We start from the raw sequence: 24,063 nt of genomic DNA, 5'->3' as shown, positions 1-24,063 counted from the left end.
GTGCTTGCTCCTTTTTAACTTTTTTTAAACAAATAAACTTAGTAATAAAATAAATCCTAAACCAGCTACAGATACAATTGTTTCTAGCAAGGTCCATGTAGCAAATGTTTCCTTCATGCTTAATCCAAAATACTCCTTAAACATCCAGAAACCAGCATCATTGACATGTGAAGCAATTAAGCTTCCTGCACCTGTTGCCAGTACGACTAAAGCAAGATTCACATCACTCTGACCTAACATTGGGATGACTAGCCCAGCTGTTGTTAAAGCAGCAACCGTAGCTGACCCTAATGAAATGCGTAAAATAGCCGCAATAATCCATGCTAGTAAAATTGGCGATAAGGTAGTTCCATGGAAGAGTTCAGCTACATAATCACCGACACCACCATCGATTAAAACTTGTTTAAAGGCCCCACCGCCCCCAATAATTAAGAGCATCATACCGATATGGGAGATTGCAGTTGTACATGACTCCATTACTTGCTTAATAGGAATTTTCCTTGCGATACCCATCGTATAGACGGCAACTAATAAGGAAATTAACATGGATGTACCAGCTTCACCGATGAAGCGGATACCTGCTAAGAAGCCATTATCTTCAAAGCCAATTGTTTTTTGTAACAGTGTAATAATAGTAGCAATGGACATTAAAATAACGGGTAATAGTGCAGTGAAAACACTTATTGCAAAACTCGGAGTGTCCTCTAGTTCAAATGTTTTTTGGTCACCTAGAGAGGTAATATTTCCAATTTTGTTGAATGATTCAGGCACTAACCTTTTCGCTAATTTTGTAAATAAAGGCCCTGCTAAAATAACAGTCGGAATGGCGATGATAAAGCCGTAAAGCAACACCTCACCAATATTTGCCCCAAATTCACCAGCGATAACGGTTGGCCCTGGGTGTGGTGGCAAAAATCCATGTGTGACAGATAAGGCTGCGGTCATTGGAATTCCCAAATATAAAATAGAAACCTTTAATTGTCTTGAAATAGCGAAGACAATTGGGATTAATAGCACAAGACCTACTTCAAAGAACAGTGCGATACCGATAATAAAGGATGCTGCTACAACTGCCCATTGAATGTTCTTTTCTCCAAACTTATTCACTAGGGTCATGGCAATACGCTGTGCACCCCCAGAATCGGCAATTAATTTTCCTAGCATCGCACCAAGACCAAATATTAATGCCAAGTGGCCTAATGTTCCACCTAACCCTGCTTCAATCGTTTTTACGATAATATCCAAAGGCATCCCAAGAGCTAAAGCAACACCGAATGAAACAATGATTAATGAAATAAACGTATTTAATTTAAAGCCCATTATTAAAATTAACAGCGCAATAATACCAATACCTACAATAACTAATGGCATGTATTCTCCTCCTCTTTAGTTGGGCTTAATTAAGCTCCTTTGATACTGAGCAATTGACGTATAGTCGTCTGCTAAAACTCTAGATAAACGAATGAAAATTGGGAGTAGCTGTCTATATTCTTTGGCTGCTTCTTCGATTGGCGTATGTTTATAAGTGTCACCAACCATATCAGCGACAACATCAAAGGAATCAATTTTTCCTGTAGCATATAAGCCTAAAATACAAGCGCCTAGACAGGAGCTTTCATAGCTTTCAGGTACTACCACTTCGGATTCAAAAATATCCGCCATCATTTGTCTCCAAATCTCAGAGCGTGAAAACCCGCCTGTTGCTTGAATACGAGTGACAGGGCTTTCCATACATTCCAGTAATGCTAAATAGACAGTATATAAATTGTAGATAACCCCTTCGAGGGCAGCTCGTATCATATGTTCCTTTTTATGAGACATAGTTAAACCAAAAAATGAACCACGGACATCTGGATTCCATAAAGGCGCACGTTCACCTGATAGATAGGGATGGAATAGCAGCCCATCAGCACCAGGTCTAACACGTTCAGCAATTTTCGTTAACACTTCATATGGATCAATACCTAGTCTTTTAGCTGTTTCAATCTCAGAAGAGGCAAACTCATCGCGAATCCAGCGTAATACCATACCACCATTGTTTACGGGTCCACCAATGACCCAATGGTTTTCTGTTAGTGCATAGCAAAAGATTCTACCCTTTACATCTGTTTTGGGCCTATCAATTATGGTACGGATAGCACCGCTTGTCCCAATAGTGACAGCAATTTCGCCTTCTCGAATGGCGTTCACACCTAGATTAGAGAGCACGCCATCACTTGCACCAATGACAAAAGGTGTTTGTGGGTCAATACCAATTTGTTTAGCTAAAAGGTCATTGCAATTCAAAAATAGTTGAGTTGTTGGTACGAGTGTGGATAATTGTGCTTTCGCAATACCTGCAACAGCTAAAGCTTCTTCGTCCCAATCTAATGTATGGAGATTCATCATACCCATACACGAAGCTAATGAATAATCGACGACATATTGATCAAAAAACTTTTTAAAAATGTATTCTTTAATACCGATATATTTCTTCGTTTTGCGCGCGATTTCAGGATGTTCATGCACAAGCCAAGTAATTTTGCTTAGTGGTGACATTGGATGAATAGGTGTACCTGTTCTTTTATAAATTTCATGGCCATTACAGTCAGTTTTAATTTTATGTGCCCATGCTTCACTACGATTATCCGCCCAAGTGATGACAGGTGTTAACGGTTGATCATTTTCGTCCATAGCGATCACACTATGCATAGCACTACTAAAGGAAACAAATAGTAATGGTTTATCAGAATGAACTTTCATAATGTTGGTAATGGCTTGTAGTACAGCTTGAAAGATTTCTTCTGGATTTTGTTCTGCTGTCGAAATATCCGGTGTATATAATGGATACCCGATATTTTCCTGTTGAATAACCTTCCCATGTTCACTAAATAATACGGCCTTAGTGCTAGTAGTCCCTATATCAACACCTAACATATAGTTAGTCATTTTGTGGCTCAACCCCTTTAGATAGCATTTGCTGTGACCGCCATAAATCTTCTACTTTGCCTTGAACATCATCAAAATTTTCATGTAAGGATGTAATCATAAGCTCTCGATCTTTGGCTCTAATAGCGTCAATATAGAGCTCATGATTTTTCACAATACGAGTAAAATCCTCATATTTCTCTTTAAAGCGCATGCGCATAGATAGTAAAATCAAGCCTTCCATTACTGGCTTTAAATTATTCCAAATCATGGTGATATAGGAATGTCCGATGGAACGAATAATTGTCTCATGGAACATAACATCCTGATAAGAAAATTCGTCTGCATCGTTATACTTAATGGCAACCTTCATCATTTCTAATGTTTTGCTAAGTTCTAGTGCTAAGTTAGTTGTATCCATTTTTATGAGACGTTCAAACACAAATGTTTCAATCAGCAATCGAACATCATAAATTTCTTCAATCTCTTTTTCAGATAAACCAATGACAACAGCACCCATTTTCTCTAATCGAATGATATTTTCAGAAGCTAATATTCTTAAGGCTTCACGAATGGGTGAACGGCTTACTTCAAAATCAGCTGCCAGTTTGTTTTCTGAAAGAATGGTACCGCTTTCAATTAAACCTGAAATAATACGCATTCTAAGTTCATATGCTACGCGATCACCTGTAGAAGCCTTAGAAAGCCATTTTTGTGGATATAAATAATCATTATATTCGCTCATACTATCACCTTTTTTATTTTGAGTATACTTGTATACAAGTATTATAGTCAGAAAGAAAATAAGATTGCAAGCGACTTACTAACAATCAAAAATTGAAAAATCCTCAACTCTATACTTAGCTAAAAAAAATAATTAATGCACATTCTTTTTTCCTCCTTGGACAAACTTTAGAATGAAAAGTTCGTAAACCATATATAAGGTTTTAAAACTTTTCAAATAATCGATGAAGGATGGTTATGTCAAATATGGATACAAATCGTAACAAATCAAATGGTACGAAAAGTGCAAATAAAACAAATCAACAGCGTCAGACACTTCATCGTGAGGAGTTTGGTGCTGAATTTGAGCTTGATTCAGCTTCAGCACAAATCAATAACTTTGCTGAAACACAAGGAAAAACAGATATCAAGCAACCAGTCAGTGAGAGGACTGCATGGCACTAATTTATATTTGACAACTATTCATGACATTGAGAGAAGGACTAAGGCATATGCCTTAGTCCTTTGATTATAGCCTGGGAAATATTGTGTTTATTTTCTTCCATACATATTATCAGAGCATTTCATAATACTACATCTAGAACAATGAAAACATTTTTAAGAAGGGAAGATATATACATTGGCTAAGCACTCCGATACAAGTTGGAAGCAGGATCATCCTAGCACATTGTTTAGTAACTCCGTGCAAAAGGCGGATCGTCTATTAAAGCATGCAAAATCACATCCAGAGGAAATAGCAATAGAACATGCATTTAATCAGATTAAGCATGCTGAAAATGCACGTTTCAATGCAGAACAATATGGTGAGCATTTGGATACGGTTCAGCAAAATAAAGAATATCTAGAGCAGATTAAACAACAATTACATGAAATGAAAAATGATACTGAATAAAAAATAACAATATACAACGGCTTAAATTCACGCAGTGAGGTTTAAGCCGTTGTTTAAATGTGATTAAATTAACACCAAACAATGATTTCATAGGGAGTGGTTTGAGCAGGAATACTCCTAGTGGTAGGACCATAAACAACAATGAGGTTTCGATTGGCAGGACTATTGGTAAAAGGCTGCCCATTTTTAAGTGAAATAATCGTAGTAGGAGAAAGGTTTAATTGTAATTGTCCATCACTACTCAGTAATTGTTGATTAAAGAAATCTACCTTTACATTATGATAATTGCTTTCTTTTACAATAATTAAAGCACGGTATTGTGGCGGGTAAATCATCGGTACAGGTGCATCTCCATCATAATATCCTGTTACCCATTCACCAGTAGTAACAATTTCACGATTAACAAAATAGGTGGAGGGAGAAATAATAAAATTGACGACCCCACCAGCACCATCTTCTAAGGTCATTATTTTATAACAACCGTTCTTATCTCCGTTTTGCCCAACAGAAAAATCACTGATTTGAGTGATAACACCCCGAAAAGATTTAAAATTGACCATACCCATTCCCTTCTTACATATTTCTCATTTTTAGCGTATCATTTTAATTTATGTAGCATTGTAAAATTAGGTGACAGACAATGAATAGGATGCTATTTGATAGCAATCAACTTATACTAAACATGCTTACTATTAGGACAGAGGAGTGGCATCTATTGAATTGGATTTCTAAAAATAAGAAAATCTTTCTATTGTTAATTTTCGTTGTTATTGTCGTCGCTGGTATACTGGATATTAAATATGAGGGATTATTCTTTCAGCTATTACCTACATCAATACAAACATTTTTAACTAATTTATTTTGAAATGTGGAGAACCGTACCTAAAAGAGTGCGGTTTTTTCATTAGCAGAATTTTTGTCACAACATGCAACCAATTGTTTGGATTATCTACTTTATAAGTAAGAGTACATAAAAGGAGAAAATGCAAATGGACGATGAAAAAATAGTTGCTTTATACATACAACGCTCACAGCAGGCTATTTTGGAAACAAGGAAAAAATATGGAGCATACTGTAGAGTAATAGCAAGAAGAATCTTGGCAAATTTGAGGGATGTTGAAGAATGTGAGAATGATGCCTACCTAGCTGCATGGAATACAATTCCTCCACAGATACCAAGAAAACTATCTATTTTTTTAGGAAGAATCATACGTAATATTGCACTTGATAAGCATAGCTATAATACAGCCAAAAAGAGAAATAATGAGTTTGAGGTCATTCTCACAGAGCTGGAAGAATGTCTAGCTTCTTCTCATACGGTAGAAACATCCTATGAAGCGGGTGAACTTGCTCAATACATTAGCCAATTTTTATATACCTTAGATGAACAATCTAGAAATATATTTATTCAGCGATATTGGTATTCCTATTCTATAAAAGATATTTCCTTACACTTTCAAATGAGTAGTAGTAAAGTTAAGTCCAACTTATTTAGGACACGTAATAAACTAAGATTTTATTTGGAAGGCGAGGGGTTATCTATATGAAAAAAGAGGAGTTATATCGTGAAATTGGATTTATAGAGGAAGAGTTAATTGAAGCAGCCAACTATGGAGTAAAGAAGAAAAGTTTTTCTAAAAAATGGCTCGCTGTGGTAATAAGTATGATGATCGTAAGCTCAGTTTTTACTGCCACAATAGCAGCAGCTTACTATAAACACCAAAATAATGAGCTTTATATTCGTTATTTATCAGCAGAGGATATGGAACTAATGCCAGCTACAAAATATGATGCAGATAAATTTCTAAAAGCTCTAGATAGTGACAAAGAGGAGTATATCTATATTGCAATAAATAGACTAGTAGAGAGCTATAATGATGAAAAGTTGAGGAATAAGGCATTAAAGGCCATTCAGCCATTTATACAAAGTGATAACAAAAAAATTGCAAATGCGGCTATTTTTGCTGTCGATATTTTATCAGGAAGCTTTAAAAGTCAGCAGGTATATAAATTAGCAGATGGGAGCGTCTTCTTTACTTTATTCAATAATTATTCAGATTACGGAAGCCAAAATGTTCTTTGGCGTATAAAAGATGATGTGCTAGAGGCATATTCTAGCTTCTCCAGTCCATCAATGTATATTAAAGAAATAATCCCTTCACCTGATCAGAAATTAATTGCTATTGTCACGAACTCTAATAAAAGTGAATTTGTTGAAGTCATCAATGTGGAAGAGCGAATGGTAAGCCCAGAGTTAGTAGAATCTTCAAGAGTTAAATATGGTGCTGAGCAAGGGTTAGATACGTGGATACGAACAGATCATGAAAACTATAGCTATGTGGATCATCTTAGATGGAAGGGAGATGCTACAATAGAATTTGAAGCTAGTCTCTCCTATGAGGATACGGCGATTATTAAAAACGTGGTAGTCACTTATGAAGTTAGCCAAAAGAAATTAACTGTTGAAGAAATTAAATAAGAAGCAGATAAAAACAGAAAACGTATTAAAGGTTTTCTGTTTTTTCAATAGTATTGTAGAAATAAATCAATTAAAAAGGGAGTGAATGATCAATGGCAAAATGGAAAATAGCCTTAGAAACGTTCCTGAAAGAATGGCAAGATAAAGAGGAAGTTATAGGAGCGCTCGTATGTGGGAGCTATATTACTGGAAATCCCTCTAAGCGCTCTGATATCGATGTTCATATTATTTTGGCGGATTATGTGGGGTGGAGGGAAAGAGGGAATCGTGTTATTGATGGTTTTTTAATTGAATACTTTGCGAATCCACCAAGTCAAATTCGTGGGTATTTCCAAGATGATTTTAAAAAAAGAAGAACCATGTCGATGGTCCAATTTAAAACAGGGAGAATTTTATTTGATTATACTGGAATAATAAATGATTTAAAATTTGAAGCAGAAGAATGGCTCAAAGAAAAATATAAAACAATGAATAAAACGGTCTTAGAAATAAAAAAATATGAACTATGGGATGCACTAGATAATTTAAAGGATTGTTATGAGCAAGATAAAATGAACTTTTCCTTTACCTACCATAACTCATTAGCCAATTTATTTTTGTTGTACTGTCAGTATTTAAATCTAGAAACGATACCCTTTTATCAAATCTATGCCTATCTTGAAGATCCAATTTACCTGCAAAAATATAGTAAGTCAGCATTTCCAGATGAGGACTTTAGAGAAATTTTTATGAGAGCAATGCATGAGGACAATGTTGAAAAGATGATGGCGTTATATGAAGCAGTAGTGGAGTATGTGTTCAGACAAATGGGCGGTTTTCATATAGATGGCTGGCATATAAAAAGCCCAATCGAAAGTTAATCTTTGGGTAAAGGAAAGTTAGTTCAGATACAAGACGAACTCCATATTTATATGTTATTATACAGATATAATAATAAAAAGAACCTATTTTTTATGAAAATGTCAACCATTTTTAGGTCGATTATTCCAATAAGCTTAAATAATTCAATTTTTATCTAGAACAAAAAGTGATTTTTTTGCTTGAATTATGATCGGAAAGTCTCGAAAAAAGCTGATAACTCTCATATAAATAGTTGATATTTTATTCTTGAACTAATTGTGATAAACTGCAATAAGGTAATAATTGATACAGAAATGGTGTGCTCCGAGGTTGCTCCATGGCTACAGTACTTCTAAAGTGGGAGTGCTTACATCCTTTCTGCAAATCTTAACATATAAGGAAGGTAAAAATGAGTAACAGACAAATTAAATCAGATGTTATCTTAATTGGTGCCGGAATCATGAGTGCAACTTTGGGAACATTACTCAAAGAATTAGCACCAGATTGGAAAATTACAGTGTTTGAAAAGCTTGAAAAAGCAGGCGAGGAAAGTTCTCACGAATTAAACAATGCGGGAACTGGACATGCTGCATTATGTGAGCTGAACTACACATCAGAGAAAAAAGACGGATCAATCGATATCAAAAAAGCGATTAATGTTAATGAACAGTTCCATGTTTCAAGACAGTTTTGGTCGTATCTTGTAAACAATAAGCTGATCAATAATCCACAAGACTTCATTATGCCTTTACCACATATGAGTTTAGTACAAGGGAAAGAAAATGTTGAGTTTCTAAAGAAACGTCATGAAACGATGACAAAAAATCCTTTATTTGAAGGGATGGAATTTTCTAATGACCCTGAAACACTAAAAAAATGGATTCCACTTATTATGGAAAATCGTCCTGCTGGTGAAGACATTGCTGCAACGAAAATTGACACTGGTACAGATGTTAACTTTGGTGCTTTAACACGTATGTTAATTGATCACTTAAAAGCAAAAGATGTAGATGTTAACTATAATCATAGTGTTGAAAGTTTGAAACAAGCTAGTGATGGTACATGGGAAGTACGTGTGCACGATTTAGACGGCTGTAAAATGGAATATCATTCAGCAAAATTTGTCTTCCTTGGAGCTGGTGGAGGAAGCCTAGAATTACTACAAAAATCAGGTATTCCTGAAGGGAAACATATTGGTGGATTCCCAATTAGCGGTCTATTCTTAGCATGTAATAATCCAGAAATAGCTGAACAACATCATGCAAAAGTATACGGAAAAGCAAAAGTTGGTGCTCCACCAATGTCGGTTCCGCATCTTGACACACGTTATATTGATAACAAGAAATCATTACTATTTGGACCATTCGCAGGTTTCTCTCCTAAGTTCTTAAAAACAGGTTCAAATATGGATTTATTTGCTTCTGTAAAACCGCATAATATCACAACTTTATTAGCTGCGGGCGTGAAAGAGATGGGCTTAACAAAGTATTTAATCCAACAGCTTATGCTTTCAAAAGAACAACGTATGGAAGAGTTACGTGAGTTCATTCCAAATGCAAAAAGTGATGATTGGGATATTATCGTAGCTGGACAACGTGTACAAGTAATTAAAGATACAGAAGCTGGCGGTAAAGGAACACTTCAATTCGGTACAGAAGTTGTAAGTGCTTCTGATGGCTCGATTGCAGCTTTACTAGGAGCTTCACCAGGTGCATCTACGGCTGTACATGTTATGCTTGAGGTTCTTAATAAATGTTTCCCTCAACATATCAAGGAGTGGGAACCAAAAATTAAAGAAATGATTCCATCTTATGGTCTATCATTAGCAGAAAACCCTGAGCTTCTAAAAGAAATAAATGCAACAACAGATAAAGCACTTGGCTTAAAATAAAAGTAAGTCATGGTAAGCGTTTAAGAAATAGCTCTCAATCTATTCTGATTGAGAGCTGTTTTTAATTTGAATAAATTCTTTCCTGGGAAATTTTGAATCCAATTGCCATCTTTTTAATAAAGGAACCATCAAATTTGCTAAAAATCTTGCCCTGTATTTTATGACACTATAGCTCTATGTCCCATTGTGATATAGATGGTAGTTTTCTATACTTTGTATATGCATTAAGAAGGGAGCCAATCTATAGATGATTAAGCTACAAGATATTGGAACATTTCCAGAACTACCGGACCTTGCAATGTATATCTATACTGGCAATATTACGGCTTTGCAAGTTGCGAGGGATAAAGGCTGGAATATTGAAGAAGAGGTATGTTTAAGTCAGCATACATCATTAAGCCCATTGGACTTAGCATCGATTGCACAAAGATTGGATGTAGTAAAATTATTAGTTGAATATGGGGTTAATTTAAATGTGGAAAAAAATCCTTCTTTTTTAAGAGCTGTTCGATATTGTAAAGAAAATATAGTACGTTACCTTGTTGAACAAGGAGCAAAATTAGATGGCTATAATCAAGTTGGATCTGGAGCCTATTCTCAGGCCTACTACGGCAATAAAATAAATATCCCACTTATTCATGAACTTGGACTTGATATAAAGCAGCATGGGGGTCCTGTATTGCGTCAGGCTGTGTCGAATTTTGATAAGAAAACAGTCACTTATTTACTTGAACAAGGAGTAGATATTAATTATCAAAAGCCTGATATGGTCTATCCGTATGAAGCAACTCCATTAACAGTAGCAACACGTATGGGTAATATAGCTATGGTGAAATACTTGATTGAACGAGGTGCAAACGTCACTTTAGCGGAGAAAGATGGGGAGAGAGCTTATACAATTGCTGTACGTATGAAAAATATGGAACTAGCAAATTACTTAAAAGCTCTAGAACCAATAGAACTCCATACTATTGAAAACAAAAAAGAGACATTGAAAAAATACAAGTTACCAGATGAATTGATTCATTTCCTGACAGGAGATCGACTGCATCTTGAGCTTGCACCAAATGATTATGACATTCACTTTATCGATTTTTTCAAACTAACTGATACGATTGAGATGAAACTAGGTCATAGAAAGCTCCTCCTTCTTTCCGCAAATATCGACAATTACTCTGATTTGCAAATAGTCTGGAACCCAAAAGGAGAGGGCCAAATAGGGTGTTATGATGTGGAGCATGAGGAGTACGCTAATTTATGTAGTTTTAAAGAATTTATTGGTAGACCTGAAATATACCTTATCCGTTTTCTTGAAGGAGAGCTTTAGCAATGCTTAAAACTGCTGATAAAATTGGGCATCAACTTATTTAAAGTCATTGAGAGTAAGCATATTCGATCTAAAAAATATGCTTACTTTTTTATTGCTTTATATTCGAAGGTTTGACAAACAAAAAATAATACAACGTTTAATATATGTGGCACAAAAGAACAATAGAAGAGCTATTAACAGGGCGAAGGGGATGCTGAACATAACTGGAAGTTCTACGCCATACCAAAGGCCCATTTTAATTTGATCGACTCCGAATGTTCGTAAAAAACCAGCGAGTATGGATAAGCCAGCGCTTAAAAGTAATCCAACGTAAAGTACAGATACTACCACTAAAGCTAATGAGCAAAAAAAAGTCTTTAGCATTTTTAGAAGTATCATTCTTTTTTCCTCCGTATAATGTGGTGCACCTTTGAACTCGAAGCTATCGAATAATCATCCGTATAGTAAAGTGTCCCGATCACACTATTTTCCCCAACATGGACGACTTCCCCTTCCACAAACTCTGCATTTGTATTAGATAATTGTAGGTGTTTTCCACTAACTGTGTGACAACGTAATATTTTCTTAAATAACGGAAGAAGGGTAATCCTATCCTTTTCTATTATCACATTTTCAGCCCTTAACCTGTTAATTTCGCTTTCTCCCGATAACTTCAAATGAAAGTGATTTGCGATTATTTCCACAGCCTTGACTATTCCAATGGCATCAAATTGCTCGCTCTGTAATTTCTCTTCAACCATTAGCTTTCCAGAACTATTGACTTTTTGGATGAAACCATTACATATTTTAATATTACCGGCATTTGTCAGTTCTTCAATTTTGCAATTATCCTTTAGCTTACACGAGCCAGAGCTATTAAATATCTGCGCTGTAACTGGATAATAGAAGGAGCTATGACCATGAGTGGACACTTTTATTAAGTGTACTTCTTGATGTAAAGATACGGCTCCTCGAATGTTTAATTGTGCCGTTCGTTTGTGTAAGGGTACGGAGTTTTTGAAACATAAAGTCACCTCATTATAATTTAATTAATATATATTTTAATAATTAAAATATATATTAATTAAATTATATGCTACTCCCATTTGTCAAGAACAAAAGCATTGCTTAAATTAAACAATAAAAAAAGGATTTCAATTTGTTGAAATCCTAAAAAATTTTATTCATTAATAGGTTTACTTCGCGTAAGATGTTGGCCATGTCTATGAGTTTATCCTGAGAAAACTTTAAAAAGATTTCTTGAACCTTCATGTCACCGATATTGGTTAAAGCCATTTTGACTACACGTCGATCATTATTTTCTCTAATTCTTTGTATGAGTTCGAGTTTTTCCAGTTTATCGCACATGGAAGTTACAGCTCCAGGTGTTACACTAAAGAATTCAGCAATTTCTGTTGCCTTCATCCCATTATTTATTTTTAGCTGTAGGAGCAATATTAATTGGTTTTGTGATAACGCTTCTCCTTCAGATAAAAGATCTACAAACATTTTCGACTTCTGCTGTATTTCCAGCATTTCTTTCATAATAATTTCTACATTGTTTAGATTTTCTGGCATATAATCACGTCCGTTAAAATATTTAATAATTAAATTATATAGCAATTAAATAAATAGTACCAAGTGTAGAATTATTTTAAGAAATATTTATTTTTTAAAAGTCGTACGCATCCATTCGAAAAATCTCTCTTTTTCTTCAAACTGGGGGTAGTGAGCAGATTGTTCATATGCTATGAATTCTTTTTTCTTCGCGATAATTTGGTCGAAGTACTTTTTAGCGCTATTCGATGATGTTTGATAATCATAATCTCCCATTACAAAATAGAAGGGAAGAGTCAATGAATTGACTTTCGCAGGAAGTGGGGACTGTAAGACTTCGTTTACTAAAACTTCTTGGGATAGGGATATCCCCTTGCTATAGCGAATAATATCTAACAAATTATATTCGGTACTAAAAAGCATCCCTAACATATTTCCATCAGGGTTAGTAATGAGTCTTGTAGCGCCACCGTATTTGCTCACTAATTGACGAGGCGTAAATGCTTTACCACTACTAATTTCCTCCATTAACCTTTGTAAATGTGCAACATCCTCTGTGTTACTCTTAAGTTGAGCCTGTTTGATCGTAAAGTATAAACTGTCCATCTCACTTTCAACGGTATTACTCATTTGACCAATCCCTACATAGGCCTCATATTTATCAGGAGCTTTAGCAGCTGCTTGTGTGGCAATATAGGTACCGTAGGAATGACCAATTAAGATAATTTTTTCTTTATCTAGATCATTAGCAATATAGTCAGTCAGTGCTAGTAAATCCTCCACAAGCAAATCAGATGAAAGATTGGAGTAGTCCTCAAAAAAATGATAAGACTTCCCACTAGCCCTTTGATCATAATTTACCACTGTAAATTCAGTTTCCAATAAATCTTGATATTTTTTAGCGTAGGGTATTTCAGAGCAACCTGGTCCGCCATGGACAAAGAGGATTACAGGATTATTTTTGTTATGGCCCCGTATCATGATTTCATGGTCACTGCCGTTAATTTCTACCTGTTTTAGCGTACTGATGCTGTTCATGTCTTTTATAGATGATGTCCATGTTGGAAATACAATTCCTAATAAAAGTAAGGAGGTCATCATCAAGACAAGATATTTAATGAACTTTTTAATCCTTTTCATACAATACCTTCTTTACAAGCGTTTCACAAAGCTAGCATGAAACATTTTTCTTTTATATACATAAAAATACATACTCAGAGGCCACCACAGGGTAACAAAAATAGGGTAAATCGCCCATATAACGCTTGGTGAAGAAACAACATTTACAGTAATGAAAAAGATACTTATTAGTATCGTAGCTGTAACGGAGAATGCTACAAAGGTTTTTCGTTGCGCATGATATAAAGCTAGAGGCCACCAAATCACTAAAAAAGCAGGATAAATTGCCCAAGGGTAGTGTGGAGATACAATCATATTCAATATAGTGTAATAGATGATGGTAGAAGCACATCCAATTAGAGCTGTTTTCAACGTTTTTGCCTTTTCATCTAAGTACATGAGGATTGGCCACCAGATAATTGGATAAATCGCATAGACAAACCATAAATGATCTGGTGCGTAAATATAATTTTCAACTATTAAAAATGTAATAATGAAGGCACTACAAACAATTGAGTATTGTTTATACAATTTTTTAGCCATAAAGAATAACGTAATGGGCCAAAGTAGTAGCAATAAGCATGGATATACAAACCACATTGTTTGAGGAGATGTCGTATAATTAACAATCCCTAAAAAAATCATTGTCATCAAGCTTCCCACTATAGAAAAATTTATAAAGTTCCTCATGTTTATTCACCCCATTTCTTACGAGACCACACGAAGTACATCGATAAAGGCCACCAAAGAATGGCGAAAATCGGATAGATTGCCCAAATAATATGTGGTGTGTAATAAAGATTAATAAAAATAAAAAATGCAATAATTAAGCCACTACCCCAAATTGAGAACTCTAAGTTTAATTTGGCCATGTTTTTCTTTGCTGGCTCTTTAACACCTAACTCTTGCTTTAAGTCTTCGATATCTCCAAATTCTACAATGGCTTTATTAATGGCATCCTCTTGTTCTTTACCCTGGTCTATCAAGTAAAATACTTTTTCTTCAAGATTTTCAATGATTTCTTGTTTAACCATTTCCGTTTCGTTATTTCGAGGAATGTCTTTAAAAAGCTCATCAATATGGTTTTTTATTCTTTTCATTCTAAGCCCTCCATAAATAAATCGATTATTTCCTTTACTTCCGACCATTCTTTCACTAGCTCATTTAAATAGGCCTTACCTAATGATGTAATACGGTAATACTTTCGTTTGCCTCCATGCGAGACATCTCCATAATAGGCTTCAATAATTTCCTTTTTTTCGAGACGTTGAAAAACTGCATACAAAGTTGCTTCCTTGATTTGAAACCGATTGTTTGTACGGAGACTTATTTCCTGAGAAATTTCGTAGCCATATCGGTCTTTTTCTGAAATTAACCGTAAAATAATCGAATCCAAATGTCCTCTGATAATATCACTGCGAACCATAAGTCACCTACTTTTTTTATTGCTCTATCTGACAGAGTAATAGTAGCAAACATTACTCTGTCTGTCAAAGTAATTTATTCCCCTTTTTTTACAATGATGATGAGATTTACAATAAAAAAACCATTCGCTGAAAAGCCCAAAAGGACTATTTCATAGCGAATGGAGTTGGAGTACTCTTTTTACATATACAATGCAGCAAGGAAAATCCCTAAAGACTCCTCGTAAATGTCATCGAACTGGCTGATTGGTAAAGGATTTGTACCACTTCCTAATTCAACAGTGAAGCCTGGTCTACGCCAATCTTGAATAAACCAATCCTTATAACCAGCATAGCTTCCAGCAGATTGAACGGGCTCATAGCCACTTACTCTACTAAATTCATTTACAAGCACCTCTGATTCGGGGGGCTCTAGATTTTCAAAGCCCCAATATATAACACGTCCCTGTGTATGAAAGGCTAATACTCTTGAAAAATCACCTTGCTTGGTCAAATCAGCCATTGCAATGGCTTCAGGTTCAGATAGTGGTCTTTCACCACCATAATCTCTTGGCCCTGGTGTTTTTGGATTACGGGCACTTTCAAGCTCCCATTTGGCAGGGAATTGGTCATTCAAATCAATTCCATGAATATTTGCTTTCCAGCCAGAAAAATCAGCGTTATCATTATTCCATGCAATTAGTTGATTTCTTAATGCTTCATCATTTGGAGGGCCCTGTATTACTAAATCTACGCCATCAGGATTTACCATAGGAACGATAGAAAGGAATGTTTGCTGATAAAGAGAAGATGGAGAAATTCCACGAATACTACTATGATTAGTGAGGGCGAGCAAATAGTCATTCAAAAATGTTAGAATAATAGGTGTAGTAATCCATTCGTTTGCATGGAAGGAGCCATTATAGTGTACACGTTTTGCACCATGGCCAATTGTCAGCTCAGGTAGCTCTTTCCCTAAAACGGAGCTGCCAATGTTTGAGCGATGAAGAAAAGGATATGCGTCAAGGAGCTTTCTGAGATCGTTCATCATATGGGTATACGTGTAATTTTGCTTACCATCAACTAAACGCCATGTGATACGTTGGGGTATGCGAATCATTTGACCGATTTGTAAGCGATTTGGATTGAGATCAGGATTAACAAGCAATAGGGCGACTAGGGGAAGATTTCGGCTTTGGGCAATCTGCCAAAAAGAATCTCCTTGTTTAATTTGATAGTTGTTGGTTACAAAACCAGGAATACGAACCCGTTGTCCAACTCTTAAAAATTGAGGATTTATGTCTTTATTGGAATCTAAAATGAGTTGAAGAGGAATTTTAAATACCTCACTGAAATGCCAAAGTGAATCTCCTGGCCTTACGATAATATCCACATGTTTTCTCTCCTTAATTAGAAATGGTTCAATATAAAATGTATATGAAAAATGCATAGACTTATTAATACAAAATCAGCAAAATTTCTTTATTAAGAATCTAAAATAGGAGAAAATGAGTTATTTTTACATGTATACTAATAATCATAATAAAGTAAAAGAAAGGTAAGGGTAGGAAAACCAAATGTTAAATAGATTAAAAATGGGTATACGCTCAAAGATTACATTAGGTTATATCGTAATCATTCTTTGCTTACTTGCCACGGTTGTCATATTAAATAATCAAATTACATCTTTGCAGAAGGAAAGAAATTTTATTATTAAGTACGATTCCAATGTTCTAACTTTAACGAATGAAATTGAAAAATATATATTGGATATGGAATCAAGTCAGCGTGCTTTCATCATTACGGGTAGGCAAAGTTATCTGGAACCCTATGATAATGCAGCTGAAAATTGGAAAATAGATTTTAATGAACTCTATCAACAAATGAAAGATAAACCAACTCAGCAGGACAAACTTAAAGAGATAGAGGAAACAATTGAATATTGGATTGCAACGTCAGGCGAACCAACTATTCAATATAAAAAGGATAATAATGTAGAAGCATTAAATGATTTTTTTAAAGTGGATAATGGTCGTCAGGATATGGAAAAAATGCGCAAATTATTCGATTCATTCCGTGCCACTGAAAATGCTTATACACAGGCAAAGGCAAGTCAGTTAGACAAGCAAAATAGTAAATTAACTAGTGCTTTATTTGGGATCTTAATTTTAGTTTCTACAATAGCTATTGTCATCGCTAGTGGCATCTCCCGTTCAATTGTAAAAACGATTACGGAAGTAACACAAACCATTCAAGAAATAGCAGCTACAAAAGGTGATTTCACAAGAAGAATCCATGTGAATACAAATGATGAAGTGAATGAACTTGCTAATGCAACGAATACACTTTTAGAGTCAGTCGAAAAGAGAGAATGGCTACAAAGCAATGTAGCTGAAATCGTGACAAATTATCAAGGTATTTCAGCAATTACAAAATTAGCGGAGACCTTCCTATCAGAAGTAGCACAGAAAACCAAAGCATCTCTTGGAGCATTTTATGTTCGGGAAGTAACAGAGAACCAAGTACAGTTTGTGAAAAAGGCTGCTTTTGCTGACACGGATGATTGTGTTGGTATGGAGAGTTTTAAAATAGGACAAGGGTTAATCGGTCAATGTGCATTAGAAAAGAGAGTACTATTCTATGATAATATTCCGAGAGACTATCGTTTAATCAAAACTGGATTAGGTGAAATTAGACCACAAAATATTTTATTGATTCCTGTCATTTTTGAAAATGAAGTTATAGCGGTTGTTGAAATAGCAACAATGGCTAAATTCAGTAAGTTACAGCAAGAATTAGTGAGACAGGTTACTGAAACCTTTGGACTAACAGTTAATAGTGTTTTAGGGCGTATGGAAATTGTACGTCTATTGAATGAATCTAGAGCAATGACAGAGGAATTACAGGTCCAATCAGAGGAGCTTCAAACACAATCAGAGGAATTGCAAATGCAGACAGAAGAGCTGACAATGATTAATGAACAGCTTGAAGAACGCACGAAAGAGGCCGAGTCTAAATCAAGAGAGCTAGAGAAGGCGAAGAAGGAATTAGAAGAAAGTGCAGAGCAGCTTATCCTTAACTCTAATTACAAATCCGAATTTTTAGCCAATATGTCACATGAATTAAGAACACCTTTAAACAGCATATTAATATTATCGGAAATGCTAGCAGAAAATAGCCAACACAACCTAACAGACGAGGAAGCAGAGTTTGCTAAAGTTATTCATTCTTCAGGAGAGGACTTGCTTGCTCTAATCAATGACATATTAGATTTATCTAAAGTTGAGGCAGGGAAGCTTGATATTATTTTTAATGAGGTGAATATGAGCGAAGTACCTGTGCAAATAGAACACACCTTTGCACCAGTTGCAATGAAGAAAAACTTAGCATTCCATATATCTAAGGCTGATCATGTAGTGGATGTATTCTATACGGATGAAAAGCGATTCCAGCAAATCTTAAAGAATTTATTATCGAATGCCTTTAAATTTACTGAGCAGGGATCTGTCACATTAGACATTAACCAGCTTACACCACAACAACTAACCAATAATATGCAGGATATAAGCAAGGATTGGTTAGAAATTACTGTTTCAGATACAGGAATAGGTATTCCAAAAGACAAACATCAGCTGATTTTTGAATCATTCCAGCAAGCAGATGGAGCTACGGTCCGAAAATATGGTGGAACGGGTCTGGGTCTTTCTATTTGTAAGGAGTTTGCCAAATTACTTGGTGGCTGGATTACATTACAAAGTACTGAAGGACAAGGGAGTAGCTTTACGTTAACGATTCCGAGTCTACCAAATGGAATTGAAGAGGAGCATTGCCAAAAGCTTGCCATGAACGAAGTGGCTGTGACGACGGTGGAAGAGGAACAAATCAAAGAGCAGCCAGTAGCAACGGAAGAAGCCCTTCAACATGAGGTTGAGGTGTTTCAAGGGAAAAATATTTTAATAGTTGATGATGATAACCGTAATATTTATGCGTTGAAAACGGCATTAGAAAAAAGAGGCATGCACATTCTAGTTGCCAAAGACGGGCTAGAATGTTTAGAGGTCTTGCAGGCTAATCCAGATATCGATCTTGTTCTGATGGATATAATGATGCCTAATATGGATGGCTATGAAGCAATGACTATTATTCGTCAGCAAATGAAACGTATCGATTTGCCAATCATTGCATTGACTGCTAAAGCGATGAAAAATGACCGTGATAAATCATTGCAGGCAGGTGCATCTGATTATATTAGTAAGCCATTAAATTTAGATCAATTAATATCAGTTTTAAGAGTATGGTTAGTTTCTAAGGGGAGTAATAAACATGGAACAATTTCAGCCTTTGGAGCAAAATATACAATTAAATAAGCATACAAATTTAGAAATTGATTTGTTACTAGAGGCTATTTATCGTTTATCGGGTTTTGATTTTCGGCAATATAATCGTTCATCCATTTCACGCAGAATCTACAATAGGATGGGGATAAATAACATCCCAACGATTTCACGTGTACAAGAAAAGGTCATTCATGATAAAGAATTTTTAGAGCAGATATTAAATGATTTTTCGATAAATGTAACGGAGATGTTCCGCAACCCTAGCTTTTTTAAGGCCTTTCGTGAAACGGTCATCCCTGTTTTACGAGAATATCCAGAAATCCGTATTTGGCATGCAGGGTGTGCAACAGGTGAAGAAGTATATTCTATGGCTATCTTGCTACAGGAAGAGGGGCTAATAGAGAGATCTATCATTTATGCAACAGATATGAATGAGCAAGTATTAGAAAAAGCAAAGAAGGGAGCCTTTCCAATTCATAAAATGCAGGCATATACAAAAAACTATATGCTTGCTGGAGGTGCTCATGCTTTTTCAGAATACTATCAAACAGATTATCAATATGCATACTTTCATCCAACATTATTGAAAAATATTATTTTTGCTCAACATAATTTAGTAACAGATCATTCATTTAATGAATTTCATGTTGTTCTGTGTAGAAATGTGCTTATTTATTTTTCACCTAAGCTGCAGAGCCAGGTACATCAATTATTTTATGAAAGTCTAAGTGACAAAGGTTTTTTATGCTTAGGGGATAAAGAAACATTGCGATTTGAAGAGGTTATTTCAAAGTATAAGGAGATTTCTGGAAGCGAAAGAATTTATCAAAAAATGTTTTAGTGAGTAAGAGGCTATCTTTAACCGATAGCCTCTTTTTTTTTTATAGAGTATTAGAGCTAGCTTGAATCATTAAAACACACATGTCATCAGGCTGATTCTCTTGTTTATCCTTAGGCAAAAGGTTATCGATTAGGCATTGCGAATAATCCCATTTGGAGGATGTTAGCGTTTGCAAATGCTTTTCTGATTCTAATTCACAGGGACCCATTGCCTCTAATACACCGTCTGTAAATAACACGATTTGAATATCATGCTCATATTGAATAGATTGCTTTTTCACTTTTATTTCATCGAAGAAACCGACTGCACAGCTACCCTGATCTAATGGAATACATGTTTTTTCATCGATTAGTGCATATCCAGGAGGATGGCCAGCATTTATGTACTCGACTGTTTTTTGCTCTGTATCAATGATTAAATAAATCGCTGTAAAATAATAAAGATTATTCTCTTTCCCATCTTGCAATAGCGTCATATAACGATTCAGTTCTTGGATGACAAGTTCAGGCTCCACCAATTGTTTAACCGCTTCTCTTAGAACAGAGGAGATGAACATACAAACCAACGCTGCAGATATACCATGACCCATCATATCCAATAATATTATGGCATAACGATGATCGTCTATTTTGTACCAATAATACATATCTCCTGCCAAATTAGAGGATGGTAAATAAGAAACTTCAATACGGATGTCCTTCTCATTTAACGGTGGACTAAGAAGACTCCGTTGTACATGGGTTGCTAAATCTAGCTCATATTGTATTTTCTTTTCATGTTGTGTGTGCCAGTCTAATTCTGCCTTTAAACGTAAGGCAACACGCATTCTGGCAAGCAGCTCTGTTTTATTAATTGGTTTAGTAATATAATCTACACCACCAATGTCTAGGGCTTCTGCCAGTTTGTTTTTATCCTCGAGTGCTGTAACAAAAATGATTTGAATATCTTTCAATCTCTCATTTTGCTTAATGCGTTTGCAGGCCTCAATACCATCTACTTCCGGCATCATAATATCTAACAAAATTAAATCTACTGAATTTCCTGTCGGATTGGGTGCATCTAATTGTAAATAATCAAATAGCTCATAAGCAGATGAAAGAGAAACACAGTTATCATAACCTGCATTTTTTAGTATTTTCTCAATGACAAATAAATTGACTTGATTGTCATCTACTAGAAGAATGGTCATAGTACTTTCCCCTTACTCTGATTGAATTGTGCAGATTATTTTCACATATATAAAATACTTTCAACTTTATCATTATACAAAACATCAGAGAATAAAGGTATTTTGGCGATTTTAATGTAAGGTTTACTAGGTATATGAAGTAGAAGGGCGTTATATTTTAGCTTTTTTAAATCCTTGGTAGATATCAAATGCATTTGCTAAAACAGCAATACTCATACTGACAAGTAGGATTTTATCAATAGTGAAGGCAACTTTAGCTGAGGTTGTTTCTGTAATAGCTGCAATATAAGGGATAGAGGCGCTGTGAATAAAATCTTGGTGTACCGCTATTAAAATAAACACAATCGTTCCTACACTTTGAAGTAGTGCATTCGTGATGGCGATAGGCATTGTCCACTGTCCTGCACGCCATTTTAATAAGGTTAAAGTTAGACTTAGGATAATACATAGTAAGACCATGGGAACAAACGCTTGTAAAATATTTTGATTAAAGATAGGCATAACAAATTTCAAGCTGCCGTTGTCATTCGTTGTATAAATACCTAAAAGACGATAGGCATTCCAGTAAACAAATGAAAAAATAAGTATTCCTAAAAGGCTAAAAATCGTATCACTTATAGGAATGATTTTATCTTTGGGAATCTTTTTAATTTGTATTAAATCATCAGGTGACCATGGCTTGGTATCTCTCAGAAAAGGGATCGAAAACTTTTCAGCCCCAGAACGGTCCTTAATGATAAAAATAACCGTAACCCAAAACAAAACGTGAAATAACACAGCAATAATTGCAGCAATAATCCCTCCAAATGCTGTAATAATGGTTACGAGAAGTGCTTCTTCTCCAGAATAGAGAACAATTTTCTCTATTATTTGTACAATGATCGTAATAAGAATTGACCAAGGAATAATTAGCTTGATGGTTCTTGTATATTGTTCAAAATTCTCTGGACCAATTAAAAAGTGGGGAGTATCCCGATAGCTTGCTGCAACTTCTACTGGGCTTCCAAGCTTCCTGAGTACTCCCTTCACTTCGGATTCAGAATATTGCTCTGGCAGCATATCCTCAATAGTAGCCTTTAGTTCAACCTTGATTTTCTCACGTTTATTTTTATGTAGCCTTTTTATCACTTCGTGAATATATGAATCAATTAAAGTCATACATTTTCCTCCTTTAATTATTTTCGGTACTCATTATTTGTTCGTGGTAATATATGTTATTATGGGGTATAAAAATTAATATGAAAAATTTGTGAACAACATGCAACAATTTAAAAATGGAGGGGACATGATGAGGGTTGTAGAGAAATTATTAAAAGAGCAAGATTTTGTAGCCTTTGTGAATATCGTTGTAGGGGCGTATCCAGGGAGATTGAATGGAACACATACAACAAAAGAAGAGCTGAAAAAGCATTTTATGCAAAATCAGAGCAATGATGAATCTCTTCATTATTATGGTCTTTGGGAAAATGACAAACTCATTGGTGGTATGCGACTACATGACTTTCAAATGAATCTGTTCTCTAAAATGCTACCAATTGGTGGGGTAGGACTTGTTGCAGTTGATTTATTACATAAAAAAGAAAAGGCTGCAAAAGAATTAATCCAACATTTCTTTACTATCTTTTTAGAAAAAAATATTCATTTCGTGGCTTTGTATCCATTTAGACCGGATTTTTATAAGAAAATGGGTTTTGGCTATGGATCGAAAATCTATCAATACATGGTAGAGCCCTCTAGCTTCCCTAAAGGACCAACTAAAAAGCACCTTAAATATTTGACAGTTGAAGATCAACAACAGCTAGTAGATTGCTACAACAGGGTAGTAGCAAAAAAACATGGGATGTTGCTTAAAACACAATCGGAACTATCCTTTATTTTTAATAATCAAGATAACTATGTGATTGCAATGGAACAGGAAGGTACAGTACAGGGCTATATTGCCTTTTCTTTTAATAAGCAAAGCGAGAGTAATTTTATGCTAAATAATTTGGTGATTAAAGAGTGGATCTATGAAACTCCGGAAGCTTTGCTAGAGCTTAGTACATTTTTAAACAGTCAAGCAGATCAAGTAAACCGAATCGAATGGAATACACAAGAAGAAAATGTTCATTTCTTTTTAGAGGATGTAAGAAATGGCACAAATCATTTAATTCCAAGTGTCTACCACGCAAGTTCCGTGTCAGGAGTTGGTCTAATGTACCGTATAATTAATGTGAAGGGCTTTTTTGATGAGCTAATAACACGCAATTTTAACGGTGTTACTTTGACATTTAAAATGAATGTTATGGATTCGTTACTGGCAAAAAACAATCAGCAACTTATAGTTGAGGCTGTTAACGGTACAATTAAAATGATAGAAAGTGATAGCTATGATGTTGAAGTAACGATAGATGTAGCTGAGCTTTCATCACTAGTAATGGGCGTAGTAACGGTCCAAGAGCTATTTATGCTTAGTCGAATACAGATTAGCGATAATCAGTATTTACAGGCTTTACAGCAATTCTTCTATGTGTATGAAAAGCCCACATGTATATCGGCATTTTAGAATGGGCGTG

Annotated in this window: 24 protein-coding genes; 11 read left to right on the top strand and 13 right to left on the bottom strand. The window is 35.2% G+C overall.

The genetic code is table 11. From position 1 onward, the window contains the following. Positions 1 to 24 precede the first annotated feature (24 nt). Genes LCP48_RS23200 through LCP48_RS23190 form a run of 3 tightly spaced genes read right to left on the bottom strand, consistent with a single transcriptional unit; the run spans position 25 to position 3,652 of the window. The gene (locus LCP48_RS23200) at positions 25 to 1,371 is read right to left on the bottom strand and encodes a GntP family permease (RefSeq protein ID WP_225340546.1); all 1,347 of its coding nucleotides are present in this window, start codon (positions 1,369 to 1,371) and stop codon (positions 25 to 27) included. A 15-nt stretch (positions 1,372 to 1,386) separates the two neighbouring features. Beyond that, positions 1,387 to 2,928 (bottom strand): gluconokinase, encoded by a 1,542-nt coding sequence (gene gntK / locus LCP48_RS23195; protein WP_225340545.1) that lies wholly within the window; start codon positions 2,926 to 2,928, stop codon positions 1,387 to 1,389. After that, complete coding sequence (locus LCP48_RS23190; RefSeq protein WP_225340544.1) at positions 2,921 to 3,652, bottom strand: GntR family transcriptional regulator; 732 nt, start codon at positions 3,650 to 3,652, stop codon at positions 2,921 to 2,923. The genes gntK and LCP48_RS23190 overlap by 8 nt, the downstream gene beginning before the upstream one ends. Positions 3,653 to 3,888: 236 nt before the next feature. On the opposite strand from LCP48_RS23190, the gene LCP48_RS23185 reads away from it, so the two are divergent. After that, positions 3,889 to 4,095, top strand: coding sequence for a hypothetical protein (locus tag LCP48_RS23185; RefSeq protein WP_048395291.1), 207 nt, complete (start codon positions 3,889 to 3,891; stop codon positions 4,093 to 4,095). A 175-nt stretch (positions 4,096 to 4,270) separates the two neighbouring features. After that, positions 4,271 to 4,543 (top strand): hypothetical protein, encoded by a 273-nt coding sequence (locus tag LCP48_RS23180; protein WP_004233441.1) that lies wholly within the window; start codon positions 4,271 to 4,273, stop codon positions 4,541 to 4,543. A 68-nt stretch (positions 4,544 to 4,611) separates the two neighbouring features. Here LCP48_RS23180 and LCP48_RS23175 read toward each other — a convergent pair whose 3' ends face one another. Then, the gene (locus tag LCP48_RS23175; protein WP_048395293.1) at positions 4,612 to 5,103 is read right to left on the bottom strand and encodes a hypothetical protein; all 492 of its coding nucleotides are present in this window, start codon (positions 5,101 to 5,103) and stop codon (positions 4,612 to 4,614) included. Positions 5,104 to 5,258: 155 nt separating this feature from the next. On the opposite strand from LCP48_RS23175, the gene LCP48_RS23170 reads away from it, so the two are divergent. The 6 genes from LCP48_RS23170 to LCP48_RS23145 all read left to right on the top strand — a co-directional run bounded on the left by LCP48_RS23170 (position 5,259) and on the right by LCP48_RS23145 (position 11,080). After that, the gene (locus LCP48_RS23170; protein WP_225340543.1) at positions 5,259 to 5,408 is read left to right on the top strand and encodes a hypothetical protein; all 150 of its coding nucleotides are present in this window, start codon (positions 5,259 to 5,261) and stop codon (positions 5,406 to 5,408) included. 124 nt (positions 5,409 to 5,532) lie between these two features. After that, positions 5,533 to 6,090, top strand: a complete 558-nt coding sequence (locus LCP48_RS23165; RefSeq protein ID WP_004233446.1) for an RNA polymerase sigma factor — start codon at positions 5,533 to 5,535, stop codon at positions 6,088 to 6,090. Then, positions 6,087 to 7,022, top strand: a complete 936-nt coding sequence (locus LCP48_RS23160; protein ID WP_225340542.1) for a hypothetical protein — start codon at positions 6,087 to 6,089, stop codon at positions 7,020 to 7,022. The genes LCP48_RS23165 and LCP48_RS23160 overlap by 4 nt, the downstream gene beginning before the upstream one ends. A gap of 92 nt (positions 7,023 to 7,114) precedes the next feature. After that, a complete protein-coding gene (locus LCP48_RS23155; protein WP_202342454.1) occupies positions 7,115 to 7,882 on the top strand; it encodes a nucleotidyltransferase domain-containing protein in 768 nt (255 codons plus the stop codon). A gap of 389 nt (positions 7,883 to 8,271) precedes the next feature. Continuing rightward, positions 8,272 to 9,753 carry a malate:quinone oxidoreductase gene (locus tag LCP48_RS23150; RefSeq protein ID WP_004233452.1) on the top strand — a complete coding sequence of 494 codons (1,482 nt, stop codon included), beginning with the start codon at positions 8,272 to 8,274 and terminating at the stop codon, positions 9,751 to 9,753. A gap of 247 nt (positions 9,754 to 10,000) precedes the next feature. Further along, complete coding sequence (locus LCP48_RS23145; protein ID WP_225340541.1) at positions 10,001 to 11,080, top strand: ankyrin repeat domain-containing protein; 1,080 nt, start codon at positions 10,001 to 10,003, stop codon at positions 11,078 to 11,080. A 377-nt stretch (positions 11,081 to 11,457) separates the two neighbouring features. Here the strand turns inward: LCP48_RS23145 and LCP48_RS23140 are convergent, their stop codons facing one another. From LCP48_RS23140 to LCP48_RS23110, 7 genes are all read right to left on the bottom strand, one after another. After that, positions 11,458 to 11,823 (bottom strand): hypothetical protein, encoded by a 366-nt coding sequence (locus tag LCP48_RS23140; RefSeq protein ID WP_225340540.1) that lies wholly within the window; start codon positions 11,821 to 11,823, stop codon positions 11,458 to 11,460. A gap of 409 nt (positions 11,824 to 12,232) precedes the next feature. Then, on the bottom strand, positions 12,233 to 12,640 hold the full coding sequence (locus LCP48_RS23135) for a MarR family transcriptional regulator (protein ID WP_004233459.1): 408 nt from the start codon (positions 12,638 to 12,640) through the stop codon (positions 12,233 to 12,235). Between the two features lie 87 nt (positions 12,641 to 12,727). Beyond that, the gene (locus LCP48_RS23130) at positions 12,728 to 13,759 is read right to left on the bottom strand and encodes an alpha/beta fold hydrolase (protein WP_004233463.1); all 1,032 of its coding nucleotides are present in this window, start codon (positions 13,757 to 13,759) and stop codon (positions 12,728 to 12,730) included. A 12-nt stretch (positions 13,760 to 13,771) separates the two neighbouring features. After that, positions 13,772 to 14,389: a hypothetical protein gene (locus LCP48_RS23125; RefSeq protein ID WP_009373948.1), complete on the bottom strand. Its 618-nt coding sequence runs from the start codon at positions 14,387 to 14,389 to the stop codon at positions 13,772 to 13,774. Positions 14,390 to 14,430: 41 nt separating this feature from the next. Then, positions 14,431 to 14,838 carry a permease prefix domain 1-containing protein gene (locus tag LCP48_RS23120; RefSeq protein ID WP_004233467.1) on the bottom strand — a complete coding sequence of 136 codons (408 nt, stop codon included), beginning with the start codon at positions 14,836 to 14,838 and terminating at the stop codon, positions 14,431 to 14,433. Next, positions 14,835 to 15,164 carry a PadR family transcriptional regulator gene (locus LCP48_RS23115; RefSeq protein WP_004233468.1) on the bottom strand — a complete coding sequence of 110 codons (330 nt, stop codon included), beginning with the start codon at positions 15,162 to 15,164 and terminating at the stop codon, positions 14,835 to 14,837. The genes LCP48_RS23120 and LCP48_RS23115 overlap by 4 nt, the downstream gene beginning before the upstream one ends. 179 nt (positions 15,165 to 15,343) lie before the next feature. Next, the gene (locus LCP48_RS23110) at positions 15,344 to 16,534 is read right to left on the bottom strand and encodes a M14 family metallopeptidase (RefSeq protein WP_004233470.1); all 1,191 of its coding nucleotides are present in this window, start codon (positions 16,532 to 16,534) and stop codon (positions 15,344 to 15,346) included. 184 nt (positions 16,535 to 16,718) lie between these two features. Here LCP48_RS23110 and LCP48_RS23105 point away from each other — a divergent pair, with 184 nt between their 5' ends. Then, positions 16,719 to 19,508: an ATP-binding protein gene (locus LCP48_RS23105; RefSeq protein ID WP_004233472.1), complete on the top strand. Its 2,790-nt coding sequence runs from the start codon at positions 16,719 to 16,721 to the stop codon at positions 19,506 to 19,508. Next, positions 19,465 to 20,319, top strand: coding sequence for a CheR family methyltransferase (locus LCP48_RS23100; protein ID WP_004233474.1), 855 nt, complete (start codon positions 19,465 to 19,467; stop codon positions 20,317 to 20,319). Before LCP48_RS23105 ends, LCP48_RS23100 begins: the two co-directional genes overlap by 44 nt. A 40-nt stretch (positions 20,320 to 20,359) precedes the next feature. Here LCP48_RS23100 and LCP48_RS23095 read toward each other — a convergent pair whose 3' ends face one another. Together LCP48_RS23095 and LCP48_RS23090 are read right to left on the bottom strand one after the other, a co-directional pair. Continuing rightward, entirely contained in the window at positions 20,360 to 21,508 is a 1,149-nt protein-coding gene (locus tag LCP48_RS23095; RefSeq protein WP_004233477.1) for a SpoIIE family protein phosphatase, read from the bottom strand. Between the two features lie 150 nt (positions 21,509 to 21,658). Then, positions 21,659 to 22,666: a hypothetical protein gene (locus LCP48_RS23090; RefSeq protein WP_225340539.1), complete on the bottom strand. Its 1,008-nt coding sequence runs from the start codon at positions 22,664 to 22,666 to the stop codon at positions 21,659 to 21,661. 127 nt (positions 22,667 to 22,793) lie between these two features. Between LCP48_RS23090 and LCP48_RS23085 the strand changes: the two genes are divergently transcribed. Next, the gene (locus LCP48_RS23085; protein WP_225340538.1) at positions 22,794 to 24,053 is read left to right on the top strand and encodes a GNAT family N-acetyltransferase; all 1,260 of its coding nucleotides are present in this window, start codon (positions 22,794 to 22,796) and stop codon (positions 24,051 to 24,053) included. The last annotated feature ends 10 nt before the right edge of the window (positions 24,054 to 24,063 follow it).

The sequence above is a fragment of the Lysinibacillus capsici genome, assembly GCF_020217405.1.
Classification (GTDB): domain Bacteria; phylum Bacillota; class Bacilli; order Bacillales_A; family Planococcaceae; genus Lysinibacillus; species Lysinibacillus capsici.
This window is presented reverse-complemented; position numbering and strand designations above follow the sequence as displayed.